General features: G+C 35.6%; 20 protein-coding genes. 1 reads left to right on the top strand and 19 read right to left on the bottom strand.

Going from position 1 to position 20643, the window contains the following annotated elements:
- Nucleotide 1: 1 nt before the first annotated feature.
- From AC6R0T_RS03880 to AC6R0T_RS03855, 6 genes are all read right to left on the bottom strand, one after another.
- Nucleotides 2-1984: a BglG family transcription antiterminator gene (locus tag AC6R0T_RS03880; RefSeq protein WP_303754484.1), complete on the bottom strand. Its 1983-nt coding sequence runs from the start codon at nt 1982-1984 to the stop codon at nt 2-4.
- A 16-nt stretch (nt 1985-2000) separates the two neighbouring features.
- The gene (locus tag AC6R0T_RS03875) at nt 2001-2315 is read right to left on the bottom strand and encodes a PTS cellobiose transporter subunit IIB (protein WP_230708972.1); all 315 of its coding nucleotides are present in this window, start codon (nt 2313-2315) and stop codon (nt 2001-2003) included.
- A 23-nt stretch (nt 2316-2338) separates the two neighbouring features.
- A complete protein-coding gene (locus tag AC6R0T_RS03870; RefSeq protein ID WP_303754485.1) occupies nt 2339-3772 on the bottom strand; it encodes a 6-phospho-beta-glucosidase in 1434 nt (477 codons plus the stop codon).
- A 321-nt stretch (nt 3773-4093) separates the two neighbouring features.
- A complete protein-coding gene (locus tag AC6R0T_RS03865) occupies nt 4094-5461 on the bottom strand; it encodes a gluconokinase (RefSeq protein ID WP_303754486.1) in 1368 nt (455 codons plus the stop codon).
- Between the two features lie 230 nt (nt 5462-5691).
- Nucleotides 5692-7014, bottom strand: coding sequence for a CHAP domain-containing protein (locus tag AC6R0T_RS03860; protein WP_206903802.1), 1323 nt, complete (start codon nt 7012-7014; stop codon nt 5692-5694).
- Between the two features lie 500 nt (nt 7015-7514).
- On the bottom strand, nt 7515-8564 hold the full coding sequence (locus AC6R0T_RS03855) for an LPXTG cell wall anchor domain-containing protein (RefSeq protein WP_526159720.1): 1050 nt from the start codon (nt 8562-8564) through the stop codon (nt 7515-7517).
- 175 nt (nt 8565-8739) lie between these two features.
- On the opposite strand from AC6R0T_RS03855, the gene AC6R0T_RS03850 reads away from it, so the two are divergent.
- Nucleotides 8740-10245, top strand: coding sequence for a helix-turn-helix domain-containing protein (locus tag AC6R0T_RS03850; RefSeq protein WP_303754488.1), 1506 nt, complete (start codon nt 8740-8742; stop codon nt 10243-10245).
- 203 nt (nt 10246-10448) lie between these two features.
- Here the strand turns inward: AC6R0T_RS03850 and AC6R0T_RS03845 are convergent, their stop codons facing one another.
- From AC6R0T_RS03845 to AC6R0T_RS03785, 13 genes are all read right to left on the bottom strand, one after another.
- Entirely contained in the window at nt 10449-10919 is a 471-nt protein-coding gene (locus tag AC6R0T_RS03845) for a glutathione peroxidase (protein WP_303754489.1), read from the bottom strand.
- 197 nt (nt 10920-11116) lie between these two features.
- Nucleotides 11117-11755, bottom strand: coding sequence for a bifunctional 2-keto-4-hydroxyglutarate aldolase/2-keto-3-deoxy-6-phosphogluconate aldolase (locus AC6R0T_RS03840; RefSeq protein ID WP_303754490.1), 639 nt, complete (start codon nt 11753-11755; stop codon nt 11117-11119).
- 9 nt (nt 11756-11764) lie between these two features.
- Nucleotides 11765-12307 carry a 6-phospho-3-hexuloisomerase gene (hxlB, locus tag AC6R0T_RS03835; RefSeq protein ID WP_206903789.1) on the bottom strand — a complete coding sequence of 181 codons (543 nt, stop codon included), beginning with the start codon at nt 12305-12307 and terminating at the stop codon, nt 11765-11767.
- Nucleotides 12294-12929, bottom strand: coding sequence for an orotidine 5'-phosphate decarboxylase / HUMPS family protein (locus tag AC6R0T_RS03830; protein ID WP_303754491.1), 636 nt, complete (start codon nt 12927-12929; stop codon nt 12294-12296). The genes hxlB and AC6R0T_RS03830 overlap by 14 nt, the downstream gene beginning before the upstream one ends.
- Nucleotides 12930-13889 (bottom strand): sugar kinase, encoded by a 960-nt coding sequence (locus AC6R0T_RS03825; RefSeq protein WP_303754492.1) that lies wholly within the window; start codon nt 13887-13889, stop codon nt 12930-12932.
- Nucleotides 13890-13913: 24 nt separating this feature from the next.
- Entirely contained in the window at nt 13914-15185 is a 1272-nt protein-coding gene (locus tag AC6R0T_RS03820) for a gluconate:proton symporter (protein ID WP_303754493.1), read from the bottom strand.
- Between the two features lie 12 nt (nt 15186-15197).
- Nucleotides 15198-15443 carry a hypothetical protein gene (locus AC6R0T_RS03815; RefSeq protein WP_206903785.1) on the bottom strand — a complete coding sequence of 82 codons (246 nt, stop codon included), beginning with the start codon at nt 15441-15443 and terminating at the stop codon, nt 15198-15200.
- Nucleotides 15440-16180 carry a sugar phosphate isomerase/epimerase family protein gene (locus AC6R0T_RS03810; protein WP_303754494.1) on the bottom strand — a complete coding sequence of 247 codons (741 nt, stop codon included), beginning with the start codon at nt 16178-16180 and terminating at the stop codon, nt 15440-15442. Before AC6R0T_RS03810 ends, AC6R0T_RS03815 begins: the two co-directional genes overlap by 4 nt.
- Before the next feature lie 183 nt (nt 16181-16363).
- Nucleotides 16364-17350 (bottom strand): LacI family DNA-binding transcriptional regulator, encoded by a 987-nt coding sequence (locus AC6R0T_RS03805; protein WP_303754495.1) that lies wholly within the window; start codon nt 17348-17350, stop codon nt 16364-16366.
- Between the two features lie 171 nt (nt 17351-17521).
- Nucleotides 17522-17701: a type II toxin-antitoxin system antitoxin gene (locus AC6R0T_RS03800; RefSeq protein WP_206903782.1), complete on the bottom strand. Its 180-nt coding sequence runs from the start codon at nt 17699-17701 to the stop codon at nt 17522-17524.
- A 53-nt stretch (nt 17702-17754) separates the two neighbouring features.
- Nucleotides 17755-18786, bottom strand: a complete 1032-nt coding sequence (locus AC6R0T_RS03795; protein WP_407649799.1) for an SPFH domain-containing protein — start codon at nt 18784-18786, stop codon at nt 17755-17757.
- 205 nt (nt 18787-18991) lie between these two features.
- Nucleotides 18992-19309: a DsrE family protein gene (locus tag AC6R0T_RS03790; protein ID WP_303754496.1), complete on the bottom strand. Its 318-nt coding sequence runs from the start codon at nt 19307-19309 to the stop codon at nt 18992-18994.
- A gap of 72 nt (nt 19310-19381) precedes the next feature.
- Nucleotides 19382-20530 (bottom strand): cation:proton antiporter, encoded by a 1149-nt coding sequence (locus tag AC6R0T_RS03785; protein WP_206903779.1) that lies wholly within the window; start codon nt 20528-20530, stop codon nt 19382-19384.
- Nucleotides 20531-20643 lie beyond the last annotated feature (113 nt).

Below are 20643 nucleotides of genomic sequence, written 5' to 3'. Positions count from 1 at the left end.
CTTACATTAATTGTAAAAATAGTTGACTAAAATTGGTAAAAGTTGGTTCTGCTAACATTTTTTCTTGGAACGGTAAGCAATCTACTAATTTGACAATCGCTTTAGTCATAACGGTGATTCCTTTATTTTCGATATAAGAAGGCGAAATCAAAAAGACAAAGTGAATTTTCTTTTCTTCATCCCAGCTCATTCCCCTTGGAATCAGCGCCACAGCAATTTTGGTAGAAATTCCCACCGGTAGTGCTGGATGTGGGACAACAATGCTTTCACTAAAAATAATCTGTCCCATTTGTTCACGATGATTAATCTGTTCTAACAATTCTTTAGGATAATTTTCAGCTTCATTAACACGCAATAATTCTGCCAATTCTTGTAAGACCTGCTCCTTGGTTGGCACAATGTCGTAAAGTTTAAAATACTTTTCCCCCATCTGTTCTGTGAGCATATTTTGTTTACGCTGATCTTTTCCGTCATTTAATTTAAGATTTATCATTTGTCGATTTTTGGTACTAATTTTATGAATCGTTTTCCGAATTCTTGCAACATCCTCATCGTTTAGAAAAACACTCACATGAATAACTGGAATGGGAAAAACCATAGCCGAAAGATCAATCGAAGAAATGATTAAATCTGCATCATTTAAACTAGTCTCATTAATTTCGTAATACCCCTGAACATTGGTAATTGTAATATGGTTATCAAATTCGTTAACAACACGATTTTTTAACAATTGTGCGCTGCCATAACCCGTAGCACAAATAATCAAAGCATGGACTTTTTGCATGTCTTTAGCTTTTTCCATCGCTGCCATTACATGTAAAGTTAAATACGCCCATTCATCATCGGTAATTTGATAATCTTTTAGAACTGGCATCTGACCTAAATAGTTTTTAGTTAGCTCAAAGGCCTGGGGATAATTACTTTTTATTTCACTTGTCAATGGATTATCTAAAGAAATTTTTCTTTCGAGCCGAACTAGCATTGGCTTTAAATGATCCAATAGACCACTTTTCAACTGATAATCTTCGTTTAGAGAATAACCTAGGCTGTTACTTAATAGTGCTATAGCCTGAGTTAGCGCTCCCGTTAGTTCTTGATTTTCTTCTACAACCGGATGATTTGATTTTGCCATTAAGTGTAAGGCAAGATAAGATATCTCTTCTGAGGGAAAAGCGATTTTAGAAAACACCTCGATCCGACTGACTATTTTTCTAGCAACTTCATACTCTATCTTTTCAGAAATGTCAGCTGCTATTCCGAGTTCCTTGATTTCAAAACCTTCTTTTAAACGCTTAATACTTAAGGCAAGATGCAGAACTAAATTTTGAATAATAATGTCAGATATTTTTAACTTTGCCTCTCTAATTTCATCCAAAATAATAATCGTCAATTCTTCAAAACTAATATCTTGAAAAAGCGGGCTATTACCTAGATACTTTTTAAGCGAATTGGTATAATTTTTCCCAAAAAAAGTATCTAAAATGAAATGGCGTTTACTCCGTTCATCCCCTTTAACAAAAAGACCCACGCCATGCTTTGAAGCGAGTGTTAACGTATACGGTTTTAGTTTCTCTTTGATTTCTTGCATATCTTTGCTCAAAGAAGAACGACTAATAAATAATTCTTCAGCCAAGTCATCTAAATTTATAGTTGCCTCTTCTAGTAGCAACTTATTTAGAATATAATTTTCCCGATCTGTAATATCAGAAATCAAGGGTGCTTTTTCTTCACTATTTAAGGTAATGCCTTGTTTTGCCAAAAAAAGATCGAAATTCAATTTATTTACAATAGTCAAACAATAACCATAACCTTGTTTAGCAGTGATCACACCCCCATTTTCTGCAATAAGTTCTTTTAGACGCGTGATATATGTGCGGACAGTACGGTCAGACAATGACAACTCAGAGGCCAAATGTTGGCTAGTGACAAAATCACCTTGATACTGGATTAAGTGCAAGAGCAGTTCTCTTTCCTTTGGTCTCATTATCTTCCCTCATTTTCTAAATATTTTCTTCAATAACTTCACTTAGTTTTTGAATACCAGTTGGAATTGGTACGTAAGCTTGAAATGGGATACTAACAACAGGCTTCCCAACTTCTGACCCTAATTTTTTGAATTTATCTAAAAACATAGTTGTTTGTGGCGAAATTAAAAATAAATCAAAATCACTGGTTTTAATCATTTTGTCCCCTTCTGTCGCAGAGACAGCATCGACAACAATTTCTTCTCCTTTGTTTTTAAAATATTCCGTTGTTTTTGCAGCCATCATTGAAGATGACATCCCCGCAGCACAAATTATTAAAGCTTTTTTCATATCCATACACTCCTCAAAATTTTCTAAATTTTTTCACCATTTGTTTGAATTACTTCTTGATACCAATAAAATGAATCTTTTTTACTTCTTGCTAAAGTCCCGTTTCCTTTATTATCTTTATCAACGTAGATAAAACCATAACGTTTTTCCATTTCTCCGGTTCCAGCCGAAACTAAATCAATACAGCCCCAAGGGGTATATCCCATCAAGTGAACCCCATCTTCAATTACGGCTAACTTCATTTGTTCAATATGTGCTTTTAAATAATCAATGCGGTACTCATCATGGACACTGCCATCTGCTTCTTTTTTGTCGTAAGCACCAAACCCATTTTCGACAATGAATAATGGCACGTGATACATGTCTGTGAACCAGTTTAACGAATAACGTAACCCAACCGGATCGATTTGCCAGCCCCAATCAGAGGCTTTAACAAATTCATTACGTACTAAATCTTTTGTCTCATCATAATCGTAGTGAACATTTTCTTCATGATGAACAACTGCATGCGACATATAATAACTAAAACCAATATAATCAACCGTGCCTTCTTTCAATGCTTTTTCATCTTCACGTGTAAAATCAATTTTAATTCCTTTACGTTCCCAATACTTCAAGATGTGATTTGGATAAAAACCGTGAACATGGACATCACAAAAGTAATAACGTTTCTCCATTGATTTTATTGACATCAACGCATTTTCAGGCTTGTCATTTACCGCATATAATGGCGCAAAAGCAATCATACAGCCAATTTGAAAATCTGGATTAATAGCTTTCCCAATTTTTACTGCCTTAGCACTAGCAACAAGCTCATAATGAGCAGCCTGATACATAATGGCTTCTCTATCTTCTCCTTCTTGATAAAAAATACCAGAGTTTGTAAATGGAGCAAAATCTTCATGGAAGTTTGCTTGATTATTGATTTCATTAAAAGTCATCCAATATTTCACTTTGTTTTGGTATCGTTTAAAGCAAACTTCAGCAAAACGGAGGAAAAAGTCAATTAACTTACGATTACGAAAGCCACCATACTCTGTTACCAAATGATACGGCAGTTCAAAGTGAGACAACGTTACAACCGGTTCAATATTATGCTTCAAACATTCATCAAATAAGTCATCATAAAATTTCAACCCCACTTCGTTAGGCTCAGCTTCGTCTCCGTTAGGAAAAATCCGCGTCCACGCAATTGATGTTCGAAAGCATTTAAAACCCATTTCTGCAAAAAGAGCAATATCTTCTTTATAACGATGATAAAAATCTATTCCCTCATGATTTGGATAATACTCATTGGGTAAGACACCATCTGTAATGGCGCGATAATGGGTTGGTGAACCGACAGTCATAACGTCAGCAACACTGACACCTTTACCACCAGCTTGCCACGCACCTTCTAATTGGTGAGCTGCAACTGCCCCACCCCAGAGAAAATCTTTTGGAAAACTAGTTGTCATTTATTCTCCTCCTTATTTGTTATTTACATACATAGTATATTTTGGAAACGCTTTCCAAACAAACGGAATATTTCCTTAGTACTCCGGAAAAAAATTCCATTATCCTTTTTAAAACGGCATTTTGTAAAAATATCAAATTAGTCTATTTTCGTATGATTTCATAAAAAAAACAACGAATAATAAGTTCGACGTTATCTAATCATAATATCAAATTATTAGGTAATAAATTTACTTATTTACCCATTTGTACATTACAAAACTTTTGACAAACCAAAAGACCATCGTGGTTAAAGATGAACTTTAACTACGATGGTCTTTTCACTAGCGAAAATAATCTTTCGCAAGTTTTTCATAAATCACTTGTTCTTTTGGATTTGGTACAAACTGGTATTCTGCTCTTTGTGCGGGTATTTCTGGCTCGAAATACAAATAGTACAAGCCAAAAATGGGCTCGTTTTCTGGCGCATAAATACACTTGGCACCCAAAATTGTACTAGCCAACTGCGCAAGTTCCGTCGTTTTAAAAAAGCCACCGCTTACTGATAACACTTGCTTTGGTGCTACCAATTTTACTAAACGCCTAATATTTAATAGCATTCCTTCAATGACACTGCGTAATAAATCTTCACGTGTATGTTGTAGAGTTAAGTTATAAAACCCGCCCCTTACTGTTTCATCCCAAAGTGGTGCTCTTTCACCATTTAGATAAGGCAAAAAGCGTAATCCCTTCGCACCGATTGTCGTTTTTTCTAGTAGCTCTGGTAATTGGGTAAAAAATGAAGAGGAATCTTTTGCTAATTGCGCAGCTGACCACTCCAATAATGACGCACCGTTATTAGAAGGTGCACCAATTACAAAGTATTTTTCATTCAAATAGTAACAAAAATTTTGTGTATTTGGTTCTAATTGCGCAGTGGTAACAATTTGTCGGACTGCTGCACTCGTTCCAATTGTTAGGCTGGCTGTTCTTTTCGTGCGATAAAAACTGGCATAAGCTGCCAGCGTGCCATCGCTAGCACCAACTGCAACTTTTATCCTTGGTGCAAAACCAAAGTGTTTAATTTTATCTGTCTTCATAGCCAGTGTTTTCGTCGTGTCGACAATTTCAGCTAATTGATTTGGCTTAATTGCCAGATAAGATAGAATTTCTGTACTCCAGGTTTTCTTTTCCAAATCATAATATCCTGTAGCTGAAGCACAAGCACGATCAATGATAAATTCCCCAGTAAAGTATTCCAAGACCAGTTCTTTTAACCCCGACCATTGTGTCACTTCTTGATATTTATTAGTTTCTTTAAAATAAAGTAGTTTTGCAAAAGGCGACATTGCATGAATTGGTGTGCCTGTTAGTTGATAAAAATCCTTCGCTAATTTTGTTTTAGAAAATTCCGCAATCGTTTCTCCTGCCTGTAAGTCTGACCACAAAAAGACCCTTTGACTATTAGCCGGCCGTAAACTGTGCATTGCCGTACTAAAACTCATTATTGAAATTTTTTTTCGTAGATCTTTCGGAATTAGAAAAATCCCTTTTTCTAACAAAGCGATAATTTCTGAGGCACGTTGGTATCTTGCTGCTTTATCTTCATAAGTCGTTAATTTCACACTCGTTTCAAACAATAGTTGTTGCTCATAAATTACCCCTAGCTTAATTGCTGTGGTTCCAATATCGATTCCTAAAAATACAGCCAAATTTATCCACCTCTATTTTAGCTCACTTCATGTTATTCTTCTTATTCTAGCATAAGAGTGTTTCTCTCTAAAATAAAGTGACGTTAAAAATGCGAACTATACCTCCTAACTTTTAGTCATAACGATTTTATTGCAGTCAAATCAATTTTTTTCGTGTGGAAAGTTTATACTTCCTTTACAGAACAAAAAAAGACGTCGAAATATTATCGACGTCTTGAAGATTCATTACATTAACGGTGAATATAAGTTAAGCCAGATGCGCTTAATGTTTCGATGTTTGGACCAGTTGGTGAAGAGAAGCCCATACCACCTTGTGAAATTGTAATTGTGTTGTTGGCTGCATTGTATGATTCAACGTAAGCTACGTGACCATAAACTGGATCAGCATTCCAACTACCAACACTTTGGCCACCAGCAAATACTACAACTGCTCCAGCAGCTGGTGTTCCATCAACGCGGTAACCATCAGCAGCAGCTGAACCACCCCATTGTGCACCATTACCCCAGTAAGTACCTACCCAAGGCGCAACTTGTTTTACATACCAAGTACATTGTCCTTGTGCATACATATTACCTGAGCCAGAATGATCGATTCCATTACCTGAACCACCCCAGTTATTATTACCAGAGTCGTTATTATCATTGTTTGTATCGTTATCATTTGAATTATTATTATTGTTATTATTACCAGTATTACCTGTTTGGTTATCTTGCGCAGGTTTATTTGTTTCAGTTGATCCTGCAGTTGAACCAGATTCATTATTAGCAGGAGTAGTAGTTTCTTGTTGTGCTTGTGCTGCTAATTTTTCTTGACGAGCTGCTTCTTTTGCAGCAGCTGCAGCTTTTGCTTCTTGTTCTTTGCGGATACGAGCTGCTTCTGCTTCTGCTTGAGCTTTTTGTTTATTTAATTTATCTTTGTCGCTTTTAGCAGTTGCTTCTTCAGCAGCTAAGTTAGCTTTTAAGACATTTAATTCGGCTTGCTTATTGGCAATCGCATTTTTCTGTGTTTCTAACTCTTTTTGGTTAGCAGCTAGTGCGTTAACTTTTTCTTCATTTTCTTTAACTTTTGTTTCAACTGCTTGTTTGTCACGTTTTTGTTGGGCAACCAAGTCGTTGTTGGCCTTAACAATTGTTGTCATCGCTTGAACGCGACCAATAGCATCTGATAGAGAGTCAGACTCAACAACTGCATCGATAAAGTTTGTGCTTTGACCGTTCACTTGAACATCGCGAGCTTGTTTTTTGATTGCTTCTTCGCGTTTAGCAATTCGCACTTTTAATGTAGCGATTTTATCTTGCAATTTCATTGTGTCTTCATTTAATTTAGCTTGTTTATTTTCTAAGTCGCTGACTTTTTCAGCAACTGCGGCAATTTCAGCTTCTAATGAACTAATTTGATTGGAAACATCAGCCTGTTGACCTTGTAAGCTGTTAATTTTTTGATCCTGTGCTTCAATTTTCTCATCAATAGTATCTGCAAAGGCTACATTACTTGGTACGGCTGCAAGTGTTAATGAGCAAACTAATAATGCTGATAACAAACTCTTCTTCACGTAAAATTCCTCCGAATGGCGTCTTATTTTCTTATTTAATAAATAATAATTACAGGTTAAAAATTTCTCTTCTCTTTTAACGCTAAGAGCAGTTTAACACAGTGATATGTCAAACAAATAATAGCTATGTTACAAAAACATTTCAAAACACAATGTTTTTTTTACAATTGTCAAAAAAGCACTATTCCATTATTTATAGTGATTAATAACTATACTTTTTATTATTTCTTGTTCTTTTTAATCAAGAAAAGATGAAAACTATTCAATTATCCAACCTTTTTTTAATTGAAAGCCAAAAAATTTTTTTCTTTGTAAAATAATTTTTAATCTGAAATGAACACTATAAAGACGCTAGGAGAAAAGTCGAGTGGACTTTTTCCCTAGCGTCTTTTTTATACAATATAATAAGGGGAAGATTACGATTTGCATGACCTAAAATACTTCATAATATTTAACTTTAACAGCTTTCAACTTAACGGCTAGCACTTAAATCATTCTATTTATTTACGAAATTTCCAAAAGATTGGCGCAGATAATGACAAAATTCCACCCAAAATAACTAGCCAAACATTTTCTTTTTCACCCATCTTAGGTAATAGTTTTTGCTTTTTCGTTTCTAAAATTGAACTTTCATCTTTCTCAACGTTACCTTGCTGCTTTGGTTTACTTGGTTCACTTGGTTCACTTGGTTCACTTGGGTCACTTGGCTCACTTGGCTCACTTGGCTCACTTGGCTCACTTGGCTCACTTGGCTCACTTGGCTCACTTGGCTCACTTGGCTCACTTGGCTCACTTGGCTCACTTGGTTCACTTGGCTCACTTGGCTCACTTGGATCACTTGGTTTACTTGGGTCACTTGGCTCACTTGGCTCACTTGGGTCACTTGGCTCACTTGGCTCACTTGGCTCACTTGGCTCACTTGGCTCACTTGGATCACTTGGATCACTTGGCTCACTTGGCTCACTTGGCTCACTTGGGTCACTTGGGTCACTTGGCTCACTTGGCTCACTTGGATCACTTGGATCACTTGGATCACTTGGCTCACTTGGCTCACTTGGCTCACTTGGGTCGTCATTCTTCGTATCTAAGTATGGATCGTTTGGATCTTGGATAATCGTTTGTGTTTGGCTATACGGAGTCAAATGCTGTTTATCTTCTGGATTACTATCCAAAACTTTCACCGTGAATAATTTAGGACCAACAATTGAATCCAGCAAAACAATCGAAAAGGAGAAGTATCCTTTTTTATTCGTAAAGTCAAAAGTCAAATTATTATCATAAGATGCAGCTAACGCAGGGTCTACATTGGAAAAAATAATTTGAGCTTGACCAATTGGAAGCGTATCTCCCGAGAAATCTATTTCACCATAAACGGTAATTTTTTGACCTACTTGCATCTTCGTTACTCCAGAATTAAATAAGTAAAAATCATCAGAAAAGGTAATGCAATTGGCGTTTGCCCAACCACTAGATGCAACAGTTGCTTGATTTTGTTCGTCTAAAGAGCTTCCATGAGCAATACTACCAGTTGTTGTCATAAAAAATGTCATAAAAATACTAACAATAAAGATTTTCTTCGTCTTTTTCAAATTATATACCCCGTTTCATTAAATGTTGCACTGAGTATACGTTTGAAAACAGTCGTTTTATTATATATTTTTTTTGAAAAGTGATATTTTTTTCATAAAATTGCATTGCGTGCTACTATCTAGGTGAGGTGAAACTATGGAAACGCAAGCCGCAATTCAAAATCATTTATTAAAGAAAAAAAACAGAATCAAATTAAATATTTTCAAGTTTTTGGCAGACCTCGATTTTCCAATTACAACGCATTTCATTGCTAATCGTTTTAAAATTTCTGAGGCGAATTTAACAGTCTATTTACAAGAACTAAAAAAAGATTTATTTCAGATTGACTATCCAGTTAAAGCCATCAAAAAAGAAAATAAATTCATTTTTTTAGATATTGCTTCCCAAGATTGCGCACGTCTGTACTATCAACTTTTTACAAATTACTGCGAAGCTGCGACAAATTATATTATCTTAACTTCGTTATTGGACAAGTCGAATACTTCAATTACTAAAATTAGTCAAGCAACTCATTTTAGTGCACCACATGTTTATTCTAAGATGAAAGAAATCAATAATTTTTTAGCACTGTATGGGATTACAATAAACTTTGCAGCCAATGGAACCAAAAAAATTAGTGGCAGTGAAATTCAAATTCAATACTGTATGTTAGACATCTATTGGAATATCCATACCAATACAGGTCCTATCTTTCATGCGCAAAAAAACGCAAATAGAAACCAAGTTTTACGTACTTATTTTACAGACAGAATTATTTTGGAGCTTAATTCTAGTATGCTAGACAAACTTTTTGTCATTTTTCAGTCCGTTCATACTTATTTTCCCGTCACGAGTTTAACTGAATTTCGCGCTGGTCTCAAAAATTTGGAAAATTTTTCTAGTCTATTTATCCAATCTTTTGATATCGTAAAAGAACAGGCACCTGTGACGCAAGATCAGCGTTATCTCATTAATCTATTAGCGCGACTTTCTCTTGCAAAAATTGACAGTCCTACGTTAAATCACAAACAATATCTTCAACTAAAAAATTTACAGGCACCCGTTTTTTTAGCAACAAAAGATTTATTGGCTGATTTTATCTCACAATTTAATTTGCTGGTACCTTTAGAAGAACTCGAACTTTATACGTTAAACTTTATCCGGCATCAACTTTACGCCAAGCTCTTTGTGCCTACTCAACCTAACACGACCCTACCCAGCTCTAGCCTACAAAATGAACTGAATCATGGTATTATCCAACAAAAAATTTCCGCCTTTTACCAAGACTTTGCAAATACTCAAAATCACGTTATAAAAAAATACGATTCAGATTGGATGATTGAAGATTTGCTGCATTTTTATGATCGCTTCAAACCAACTTCAAAAATACAAATTGGAGTCAATTACACCCGAGACTATTACGTAGCCGATGATTTGTGTGCACAATTAGAACATATCTTTGGCGCAGACCAGCTTCTATTTAAAAGACGTGTTTTTAGCCAATGCGATATCATTATTACAGATTGCCCTCTAACAGATGTCCGTTACGAAGCTAAAATTATTTATCTACTTGAAAGCCAATTAGATCAAGCGGCATTGCAGTCTTTAATCAAAAAAGTAGCAAACCAAATTTTTATTTTAAGAACGAAAAATAGCTTTTAAATAAAAAAGCTTCGCAAATCCTCGCAACATGTGAAGTCAGATCTTGTTAAAACTGTTGCTCTAATCTTTTTACTTATCAAAAACTTATACTTTCTTAGAGATAAAAAAACTTTTAGCCCTTTACTTAGAAATAAGCAATAAAGACCTTTGTTTTATTGACTGAATTTCTAGTGATAAAAGGCTAAAAGTTTTTTTGCAGCTCTTTAAAGTAATTGTTCAATGGTTGGGATAATTTTTTCAGGTGGAGTAGCAGATGCAAAGCGCTTTACGACTTTGCCGTTACGGTCAACAATAAATTTTGTAAAGTTCCATTTAATCGCCGCGCCTAATCCTTTTTGTTCTTTTTTTAAGAATTGATATAAAGGTGCCTCATTTTCACCATTTACTTCAATTTTTCCAAATGTCTTAAACGTCGTGTGATAACGTAATTGGCAAAATTCCTGAATTTCTTCATTACTACCAGGAGCTTGATTACCAAACTGATTACAAGGAAAATCCAATATTTCAAATCCTTCTGCCTGAAAGCGTCGATATAAATTTTCCAGTCCTTCATATTGTGGTGTAAAACCACATCCTGTAGCAGTATTTACAATGAGCAAAACTTTCCCTGCATAATCTTTCATCGACACAGATTTTCCAGTGACATCTTTTACTGTATAATCATAAATTGACATTTTATCCCTCCTAATTACTTATCAATGCACTCATTATACGTTAATTTTCTATTCTTGTGTATTTTGTTGATTTACTTCATGACGGCAAAAAAAGACTTGGTCCATAAGTGTTGCTTTTATACGTCAGAAAAAATCCAACTAAAAAGCACCTCGATACCCAAGTCTTCATTTCGTTAAAAAAATTCATGTTTCCAAAATCAGATTTGCTGCCATTTTTTGCTATAGAGCGCGGCCGTTTTGGTTACTTGTGCGTAGTCATTTTCGGCAACGCCTTGAAAAAGATTACCACCAACCCCAACCAAGAGAGCCCCAGCATTTTTCCAAGCTGCCAGGTTATCTAGATTAATGCCACCTGTGGGCATAATGCTAATTTGCGGCAACGGAGCTTTAATACTCTTAATTAATGTTGGTTCAAAATTGTTAGCAGGAAACAACTTTACAATTTCTGCTCCACTCATCAACGCCTGCTGCATTTCTGTTATTGTCATACATCCAGGCAAATAAGGAATCTGATACAAGTTACAGATTTGAGCCGTTTCTTTGTTAAAAGTAGGACTCACAATAAATTCAGCCCCTGCCATAATTGCCAACCGCGCCGTCGTTGCATCAAGTACCGTACCTGCACCAATGACTACACCACTTTTTACAGGATAGATTTCTTTAAGCTGCGTAATCACAGCAGCAGCATTAGGTAGAGAAAACGTCACTTCTAATCCAAAAATTCCACCTGCAACAACTGCTTTTGCCGCATTTAGTGCCTGTTGCGCCGTTTCTTCTCTGATGACTGCAACAATTCCTGTTTTTTCAAGGCGAGCTAAAACTTCTCCTTTTTTCATCGCGAACCTCTACTCTACATTGACGTGTTCATGTAGCGCATCTTCATTCGAAGTTTCGTCTCGTGCGGCTAATTTCAACGTCAATGCATCTAATGTAATATGCACAGTTTGGTCAAAAAGACTTGATAATAATTGAACAGATTTAATCCCTGCACCTGTTTTAGTTGCACCAGGCACAACAATAACTTTATCAGCTAATTCGGCCAGCGGAGATGTCAAATCACTAGTCAAAACAACGATGTCTAAACCTAACTTTTTAGCTGCTTGTGTATCTGCTACAATTCCTTTGGTGGTCCCCGAACCTGAAATAGCTACCCAGGTATCTCCTTTTTGAATTGAAGGTGTAATGGTTTCTCCCATCACAAAATCAGTATAGCCAATATGCATTAGACGCATAGCAAATCCTTTTGCTTGAAAGCCACTTCGACCTGCGCCAATAACAAAGATACGTTTGTTTTTTTGAAACAAAGGTAATGCATCTTCCAGTTGTTTTTCATCCACTAATGCCATGACGTGATTAATTTCTGCCATAATTGTTTCAATTGTTTTCATAATGAATTGCCTCCATAAATTCATTTACTGCCTTAATTGGATCTTGTGCTTTGGCAATTTTTGAACCTACAATTACCACTTCCAATAATCCTTGTTGCGCTAATTTTTTTGTTTGTTCTAAATCAATACCTCCGGCAATAGCCAAGCGTTTGATTGTAGGAAATTTTTCGTGGAATGCTGCTACAGTTGCCACAGCATCCAATTTATCCTTGCGATCAATCGAATGATGCAAAGCATAAATTGCCTCGGGAAAATCTTTTATTGCTGCAATTTTTTCATCACTTACTTCTAATAAATCAATCATCATTGTTTTGTTTTCTTTTTGTGCAACCTTATAACAAGCAACAAGGGTGTCATAAGACGCAGCCCCCATCACCGTGACAATATCTCCACCATAATGAAAAGCCTGATTAAACTCATAGGCTCCTTCATCAATTGTTTTACTATCTACTAATAACGTTGTCTGAGTCAATTTTTGGCGCATGCGCCAAATTGCAACATTCCCATAATCTTTAACTAAAGAAGTGCCCATCTCTAAAATATCTGTTTTCCCATTAAGCTGTTGCGCTAATTTTTCTGCTTCTTCTATCGAAATACGATCAATTGCGGTTTGTAACTTCATTTATTTCACCTTCTGATTTTGTAAAAATTCCTGCAATTGTTCTGGCGTTGGATAGCCGTCGTTATCCCCAGGAGATTGAATAGCCATCGCACCAATGGCATTGGCACGGACTACTGCATCTTTTAGATCTTCGCCTTCAATTAAAGCAGTGATTAATCCGACGGCAAAGCCATCCCCTGCACCAACTGTATCGACTACTTTTTCAACCTTAAAGCCTGCAACCGTGTAACTTGTACCATTCTTTTCTTTGACATACGCACCTTCTGTTCCCAATTTCACGATGACTGTTTTCGTTGCGTTGCCGTTGTTTAAGTAAAAGTCAGCAATTTTTTCGGGATCGCGACTGCCCATTAAAATTTCACCTTCATTAATACCAGGTAAAACAATTTCCGCATGAGAAGCTAAGTCATTGATTGTACTTACCATTTCTTCAGTGCTAGCCCATAATTGTGGGCGTAAATTTGGATCAAAGGTTGTCCGAATTTGATGTTTTTCCAAAAGCTTAATTAAATACCGAAATGCTTCTTGTGCTTCTGGTGAAATAGCTGGAAAAATACCTGATAAGTGTGCCATTTTGACTTCAGAAAAATCAATTTTATCTAGGACCTCTTTTTCAAAATGGGCCGCTGCTGAACCTTTACGGAAATAGAAAATACTTGGATCGCCATCACTTACTCTATCTTTTAATTGGAATGCTGTCCAAAAATCTGCAGACTCTGAAATATAATCAGTCCCAATTTTATTTTCATGTAGTCGATCAATGATAAATTCGCCAAACGGATCTTTTCCTACTTGTGTAATATATTCACTACTATGACCTAAACGAGCCACCCCAACAGCTACATTAACTTCTGCTCCAGCTAAAAATTTTTGAAAATGCAGAGCATCTTTCAAAGACTTATCTACTTCTTCTGATCCAAATAATGCAATAGGTTCACCAATTGTTAAAAATTCACTCATGTTAAATTCCTCTTTTCTTTTATTTTAAAGTAAGATATAAGCTGCGATTAAATTCAAAACTGTTGCGGCCCACGCCCAAGGCAGACCCGTTAATAAGAATGTTTTTGTATCCAAACCTGCATATTGAACTGACCATAAGTTCCAAGATTGTGTAATACAGGCAGAAACGCCCATCATAGAAGGAACTACCAGTAAACCGTATAAGAAATATTGATCGAACATTCCCGTTCCTACTAAAATTGCCGCCGTAGCAGCACCTGCACCATACAACATCAAAGGACCGCGGAAATAAGAAAGCGGTGCAATAATCGCTACAATGATGATTAAGGCTAGTTTGCTATCTGGAATAACTTGTTGGAACACACTCGTAAAACCAGACATTGCATGAACTGCTGCAGATTGGAACATCGTTAAGACAAACAACATAATTAACAATCCCGCAATATCACTAATTGCATGTTTTGCAGTTTCATTCATCATCATGACAAACTTTGTATACTTCTTCATATTCCCAGTTGCTGCAAAAGCAATAATCGTTGAAAGCAGCAAAGCTGGTACGGCATCCCATTTAGCAAAAATGCTTAAAGCAACTGGTAATACTGGTAAAACATACGTCCAAATTGGTACTTCCACGATCTCTTCTTCACTGTCACTTTCAATAATTTCAGGTTTGCCATTGCGAATTTTTTTTGCATTAAATAAAATGAATAGCACTAAAATAACCATCTGAATGCCCATTGCAACAAAACCAAAACGTTGATAATGTGGGCCCCAGGCAACTTTAGGGAAGAACACTTGAAATTGAACGAACAAAACATTGTTCACATACATCGCTGCACCAATTGCAATCGTAAAAACCGAAACGGCAATATTTCGTGGTACACCAATGGAGAACATAATTGGAAACAAGATCACGCCGACAGCAATCGCAGACCCTACACCGTAAGAGCTGGTAAATATTAAAGCGATTACAAAAGCGATTAAAATTGTCGCTAATACCGGGCTTTTCTTTCCTACTTTTTCAGTCCGACGACTAATACTTCCTGCAATACCAGTATCTACTAGCACACGTCCAAACCAAGAACCAAAAATAATATATGCTGCTGTTTTCCCATAATTCAAAACAGGTTCAGTAAAAATTTCTTTAATTGCTTGGTTAAAAGGAACCAAGCCAATAATCGTCCATAAAACTGTCATAACGAAGAAGCCGACGGTTAAGTTTCCGCCTTTCATCGCGTAAATGACAAATACGATAAAGGTTAATGCAAGTAAAATTCCAGTTATTGCGCCACCCATGTTCTACGCCTCCTAATATTTGTTTAACTCACTCAAAATACGTTGATAATTGGAAACAGGTTTCTTATGATCTTCTACGAAAAAGTCATTTTCTAAATGATTAAATTTTTGAATTAAATAATAAGCTGTTAAGTAGGCAGCTAATGCTTCCTTGGCTGCATCTTGCATATTTTCTGTATCAATTTCAGGTCGATTAATCGTATCCATGAAATGATAAGCAAATTTTTCGGCATCTATTTTTGTTTGTTGGTCACTCATTTTACTTCCTCCTCTAAAAGTGCTTTTGCTTCCAAAATTTCTTCATCGGTTGTTGTTGGGTATTCAATTGCGATGGGGCAATCATCTGGCAAAATAGATAAAACTTTACGCCAATTGATAACACCATGATCTAAGCCTGTAGCTTGTGGTTTATCCTCTTTGTAAAGGACATCTTTGACATGAATATAATGAACATATTCTGCTAATTCTTTTGCAGCTTCTAGTTCGTCTGCTCCTACAAAACGCCAATTTCCTAAATCATAAACATAGCCAATAGCTAAGTCAGCAGCTTTAACAGCCGTCATATATTTTTTAATTGCTGCAATTGTTCCAGAAGTTTGTGTTTGATCATTTTCGATTGTAATCACTACGCCTTCTTCAATAAGCGCTTTCATTTTTTCTACATGAAGCTCTCCTTTAAAATCTCCAATATTCCATTTAATTTGTTTCACACCCATTTGATTTGCTTCGGAAATATATTCTGTTAATTTAGGATTAACTTCACCGTTAACATAGACTTCATCTGGAACACTGTAAAATAAATCAAGATGCAAACGTTCTGCCTCTTTTTTGATAAGCGGCATTTCTTTTGCTACATCTTTAAAATACTCGCGCCGGATTTCCACAGCTTGAAAACCTAAAGCAGCGATATGGGATAATAATTCATTTTGTTGGATACCTTTTTCAATTTTTTCTGCAAAAACTAAAAAATTAAGTACGATTTGATTGTTCTTCATAAAGCCCATCCTCTCAATTAGTTAACCGGTTTCTATACACGTATAGTAAACCGGTTTCTAAAAAATGTCAACGGTTACATTTTAAAAGAACAGCCCTTTCAATCAAAAAAATGAAAGCAGCCTTTAGAAACCGATTTCCAAAGGCTGCTTTCACGAATATATTTTTTTAAAAAAAAACTTAAACTAGACAGATTTCCGCCAACGAATTGTCGAAGGCACGATAATTTCTGCCACATCGTCACTTTTATTGCGTAATACGTTTAACAATTTTTCTGCTGCAATTGCGCCAATTTTTTGCGAAGGTTGTTCAATGCTTGTAATCCCAGGTCCTACAAGTTCTGTTAAACTCCAATCATCAAAACCTGTAATTCCTATTGTATCAGGCATATTAATTTTTTGATTAATTAAAATAGCCAAACTATCCATTAAGACACGACCATTTGAAGCAAATAGTAATTTTTTTTGTGGTTTCAAAAGAATTGTTGCAATCGCATTTTCCAACTCTTCTTTACTATTTACTTCAATTACTTGCCCTTGTTTACGAGCTTTTAAAACACTTTGAATAACCGTTTGCGAACGCAATTCGCGGGTACTAACATTGGTAATTGGTTCACTTAGGACAAAAAAATCTTCATATCCTTTTTGTAAAGCCTTTTTTACTACTTCTTTTGTGGCGTCAACATTATTGGTTAACACAGAAGACCATTCTTCTGGTTCTGTTTGGCGATCTACTAATAGTAGTGGGATATTTGATTTCTTGATAAATTCATATTGTTTTGACTGCCGTGAAGATGGCTGCAAAATAATGCCTTCAACACTCTGATCAAGTAGCCGTTGTAACAGCTCTTTTTCTCTGGTAATCGAGTTACCTGCATCCATAATAATCATTTGATAGCCATTTTTTTCAAGTATTTCGCCAATTCCTTTCAGTAACAATGAAGAATACATATTGGAAATATCAGCAACGACAACACCTATCAAATAACTGTGTTTTGATTTTAATGCTTGTGCTTGTTTACTTGGCCTGTAATCTAGGCGCTCAATGACTTCTTTAATCCTGGCTTTTGTTTCTTTGGACATATTGCCATAATTATGATTTAAAAAACGTGAGATGGTTGTCTTTGAGACCCCTGCTTCTTGGGCAACATCATTAATGGTAATTTTTTTCATTTTTCTTTCTCCAACTGTCTTTTTTCTTATTGTAGCGAACTTTTTTTATAAAGAAAAGAAAGACTCATTTAAATTCCACTTGTGCTATGCTTCATTGCATATGAATGTCTAAACAAAAAAGCACTGGTGTAAACCAACGCTTTTGCTCTCTTACTTTGATTACGATATAAATTATTTTTCTGCTTGCTTATTTCCTTTTTTGCGCTTTTTTACTGCTGCCGTTAAAAGATACTCAATTTGCCCATTTACACTTCTAAATTCATCTTCTGCCCAACTCGCTAATTCATCGTACAAATCTGCTGAAAGGCGTAGCGGCACTTGTTTTTTTGCCTTTGTTTTTTTATTATCCACAAGTACCGCTCCTTTTTCATTTTTATTATCCAGTAGTATTATAGCGAACCTTGCTAATATAAGGAACCACTATTTACAATCGGCTGGGCATCACGATTGCCGCAAAGGACCACCATTAAATTACTTACCATTGCTGCTTTTCGCTCTTCATCCAAGTCAACAACGTCTTTTTCATTTAATTTTTCTATTGCCATTTCTACCATACCAACCGCTCCTTCAACAATCAACTGACGCGCATCGACAATCGCTGCTGCTTGTTGACGTTGTAACATTGCGGCTGCGATTTCTGGGGCATAGGCTAAATGCGTAATTTTGGCTTCTAAAATTTCTATTCCCGCAACGTTGACTTTACTTTGAATTTCTTCAGCCAGACGAGCACTAACTTCTAAGCTTGAACCTCTCAAACTTTTTTCATTCGCATCTTCATCGTCAGTGGCATCATAAGGATATAGGCGCACAATATTTCGTAAAGCAGAATCAGACTGAATAGACAAATAATCAACAAAATTATCCACATCGAACATGGCTTTGGCAGTATCATGCACCCGCCAGATAACGACGATGGAGATGATAATTGGATTTCCTAACTTGTCATTTACTTTTTGTTTATTGTTACTTAAAGCCATTGTCTTTAATGACAAACGTTTTTTTGGTAAATTCCCAGCAGCTTTTTTCGCCCCTGTAACTGGATCCGTTTCAGAATCTGCTGTAGTAAATTCTTGTGAACTACTTTTAGCAACGGGTGCGGCTGTCATAAAAGGATTAACATAATAGAATCCTGCTCCTTTTAATGTTCCCACATATTTACCAAAAAGGGTCATTACTAAAGCTTCATTGGGATGAACAACTTTTAATCCTGCTATAAGTAACCATAAAGGTAATACCCAATAGAAGATACCTAAACCCAGTAAAATTCCACCTAAAACTGGTTGACTACCTTCACTTAAAATAAAAATCCCCCAAATAAAAGCAACAATTGATAAAACAATCCCCAACAACATCATTAAAAATACCGGCATACCCTTATGAGCTTTTAAAATCTTTTCTTCTGTCGGTTGTTTTAACGCTACTTTTTCATTATTCATTTGCTTCCTCCTTTGATATCATTTTGATATCACTTTAATCTTCATACAAATAATATCATGACAAGATAAAATGAGCAAACTAAAGTAACGTCGCTTACAAAATCAAACAAAAAAGCACCTAAAAAGGCGCTTTTTTTCAAAAATTGTGGTTTAAAAAATTGATCTTTTTATAAATTCTATTCTTATGGCAGAAAGCTACAAATTCTTATGGTTTTATATAAGCGTAGCCCTGCTCTTGAAGTTCGATTAAATCTAAAACACCAGCAGTAACAACTTCCACTCCCAGTGGCAATTCATCTTGTAGCATATGAAAAGCATTCATAGCATTTTGACAGGCATGAAAAGATACATTAGGATTTTCAGCAATAAAAGTTTGCGCACGTTTTAATTGATAGCTTTGAATGCCACTTCCATTTACGAGCAGGACAATTTTGGCATCACTGCGTAACTTTAGTAAATTGTAAATATTATTTGTTGCCTCTTGCCATTTGTTTATCTCATCAACATGAAATACTACTTTCATTTTTATTCCTCCTTGGCTATTCATGTAATTTGTGAGACTAATTAAATCTTCTTGTCTCATGTAAAAAAGCTTCTAGTCATAAATCTTTTTTGTAAAATATTTTAGTAAAAATGGCGAAGAAAGTGTCGTTAATAAAATTATTAAGACAAATGCAGAATAATAATTTTCCGCTACCATATTGGCTTGAAATCCTAATTGAAGGATAATCAATGCCATTTCACCTCTTGAGACCATGCCAGAGCCAACCATGAGGCTACTATTGTTATCAAATCCTACAAGTTTGCTTCCAAGAAAGCCCCCAATAAGTTTTGAAAAGATTGCAATCGCGGTCAAAATTATGATCAAGGTCAACTGTGATCCAATTCCAACAAAAGATATCTCCAAACCAATACTAACAAAAAAGACTGGAATAAATACGGCATAGCCAATTGCCTCAATATTACGAGAAACTTCTTGCCAAACTTTTGTCTGTCCAATCGCTACTCCCGTAAAAAAAGCCCCAATGACCGAGCTTAATCCAATAAAATCAGCTAAATAAGACATTCCTAGACACAAAACAAGTGAAACGATAATAATGGATGACTCGGCCATTAATTTCTTACTCAGTTCCATTAAGTAAGGTGCACCCCAACGAATTAAAAAGAATACTCCCATAAAAAATAGAAATTGTTCTAATAACATCAGACCTAACGAGGTATTACTGCTAGAACTTGTCCCAACAAATGACATACTAAGGCTAACAATCAGTACAACTAAGATGTCATCAACTACCGAAGCCCCCAAAATTGTTGAACCTTCTTTTGTATTAATCACATTTAATTCCTTTAATACTTCGACAGAGATGCTGACAGAAGTAGCAGCGAGTATTAATCCTAAGAAAAAAGATTGTGATAAGGAAATATGAAAAAGTGTTCCGCCAGCAGTTCCTAAAATAACAGGTAATAAAATTCCTAAAATTGCCACATACATTCCCGGTTTAAAATATTTTTTTAATAAAGATAAGTCACTTTCAATGCCAGCCAAAAACATTAACAGTATGACACCAATTTCTGAAAAGTCTTCTACTAAAATATCTGGATGAACCCATTTTAAAGCAGCATTGCCTAATAAAATTCCTACTAGAAGTTGTCCAATTACAGCTGGAATACCAATTCTTCTTGAAAAATGACTTGCAATTGTTGTACTAGCTAAAATTAGACATAAAACCCCAATAAATTCCATCGTTTCCACCCTCTCTTTACCAAATCCAATATGGTTTATTAAATGTCAATTGGATTCACTATCAGTCTAGCGAAAAAGAAGCATTATGAGAAATATTAGTGCTTATTTGCAGC

The organism is Enterococcus sp. S86.2, from assembly GCF_059834485.2.
The sequence above is the reverse complement of the archived record's forward strand: the minus strand, read 5'-3'. Positions and strand labels throughout refer to the sequence as shown.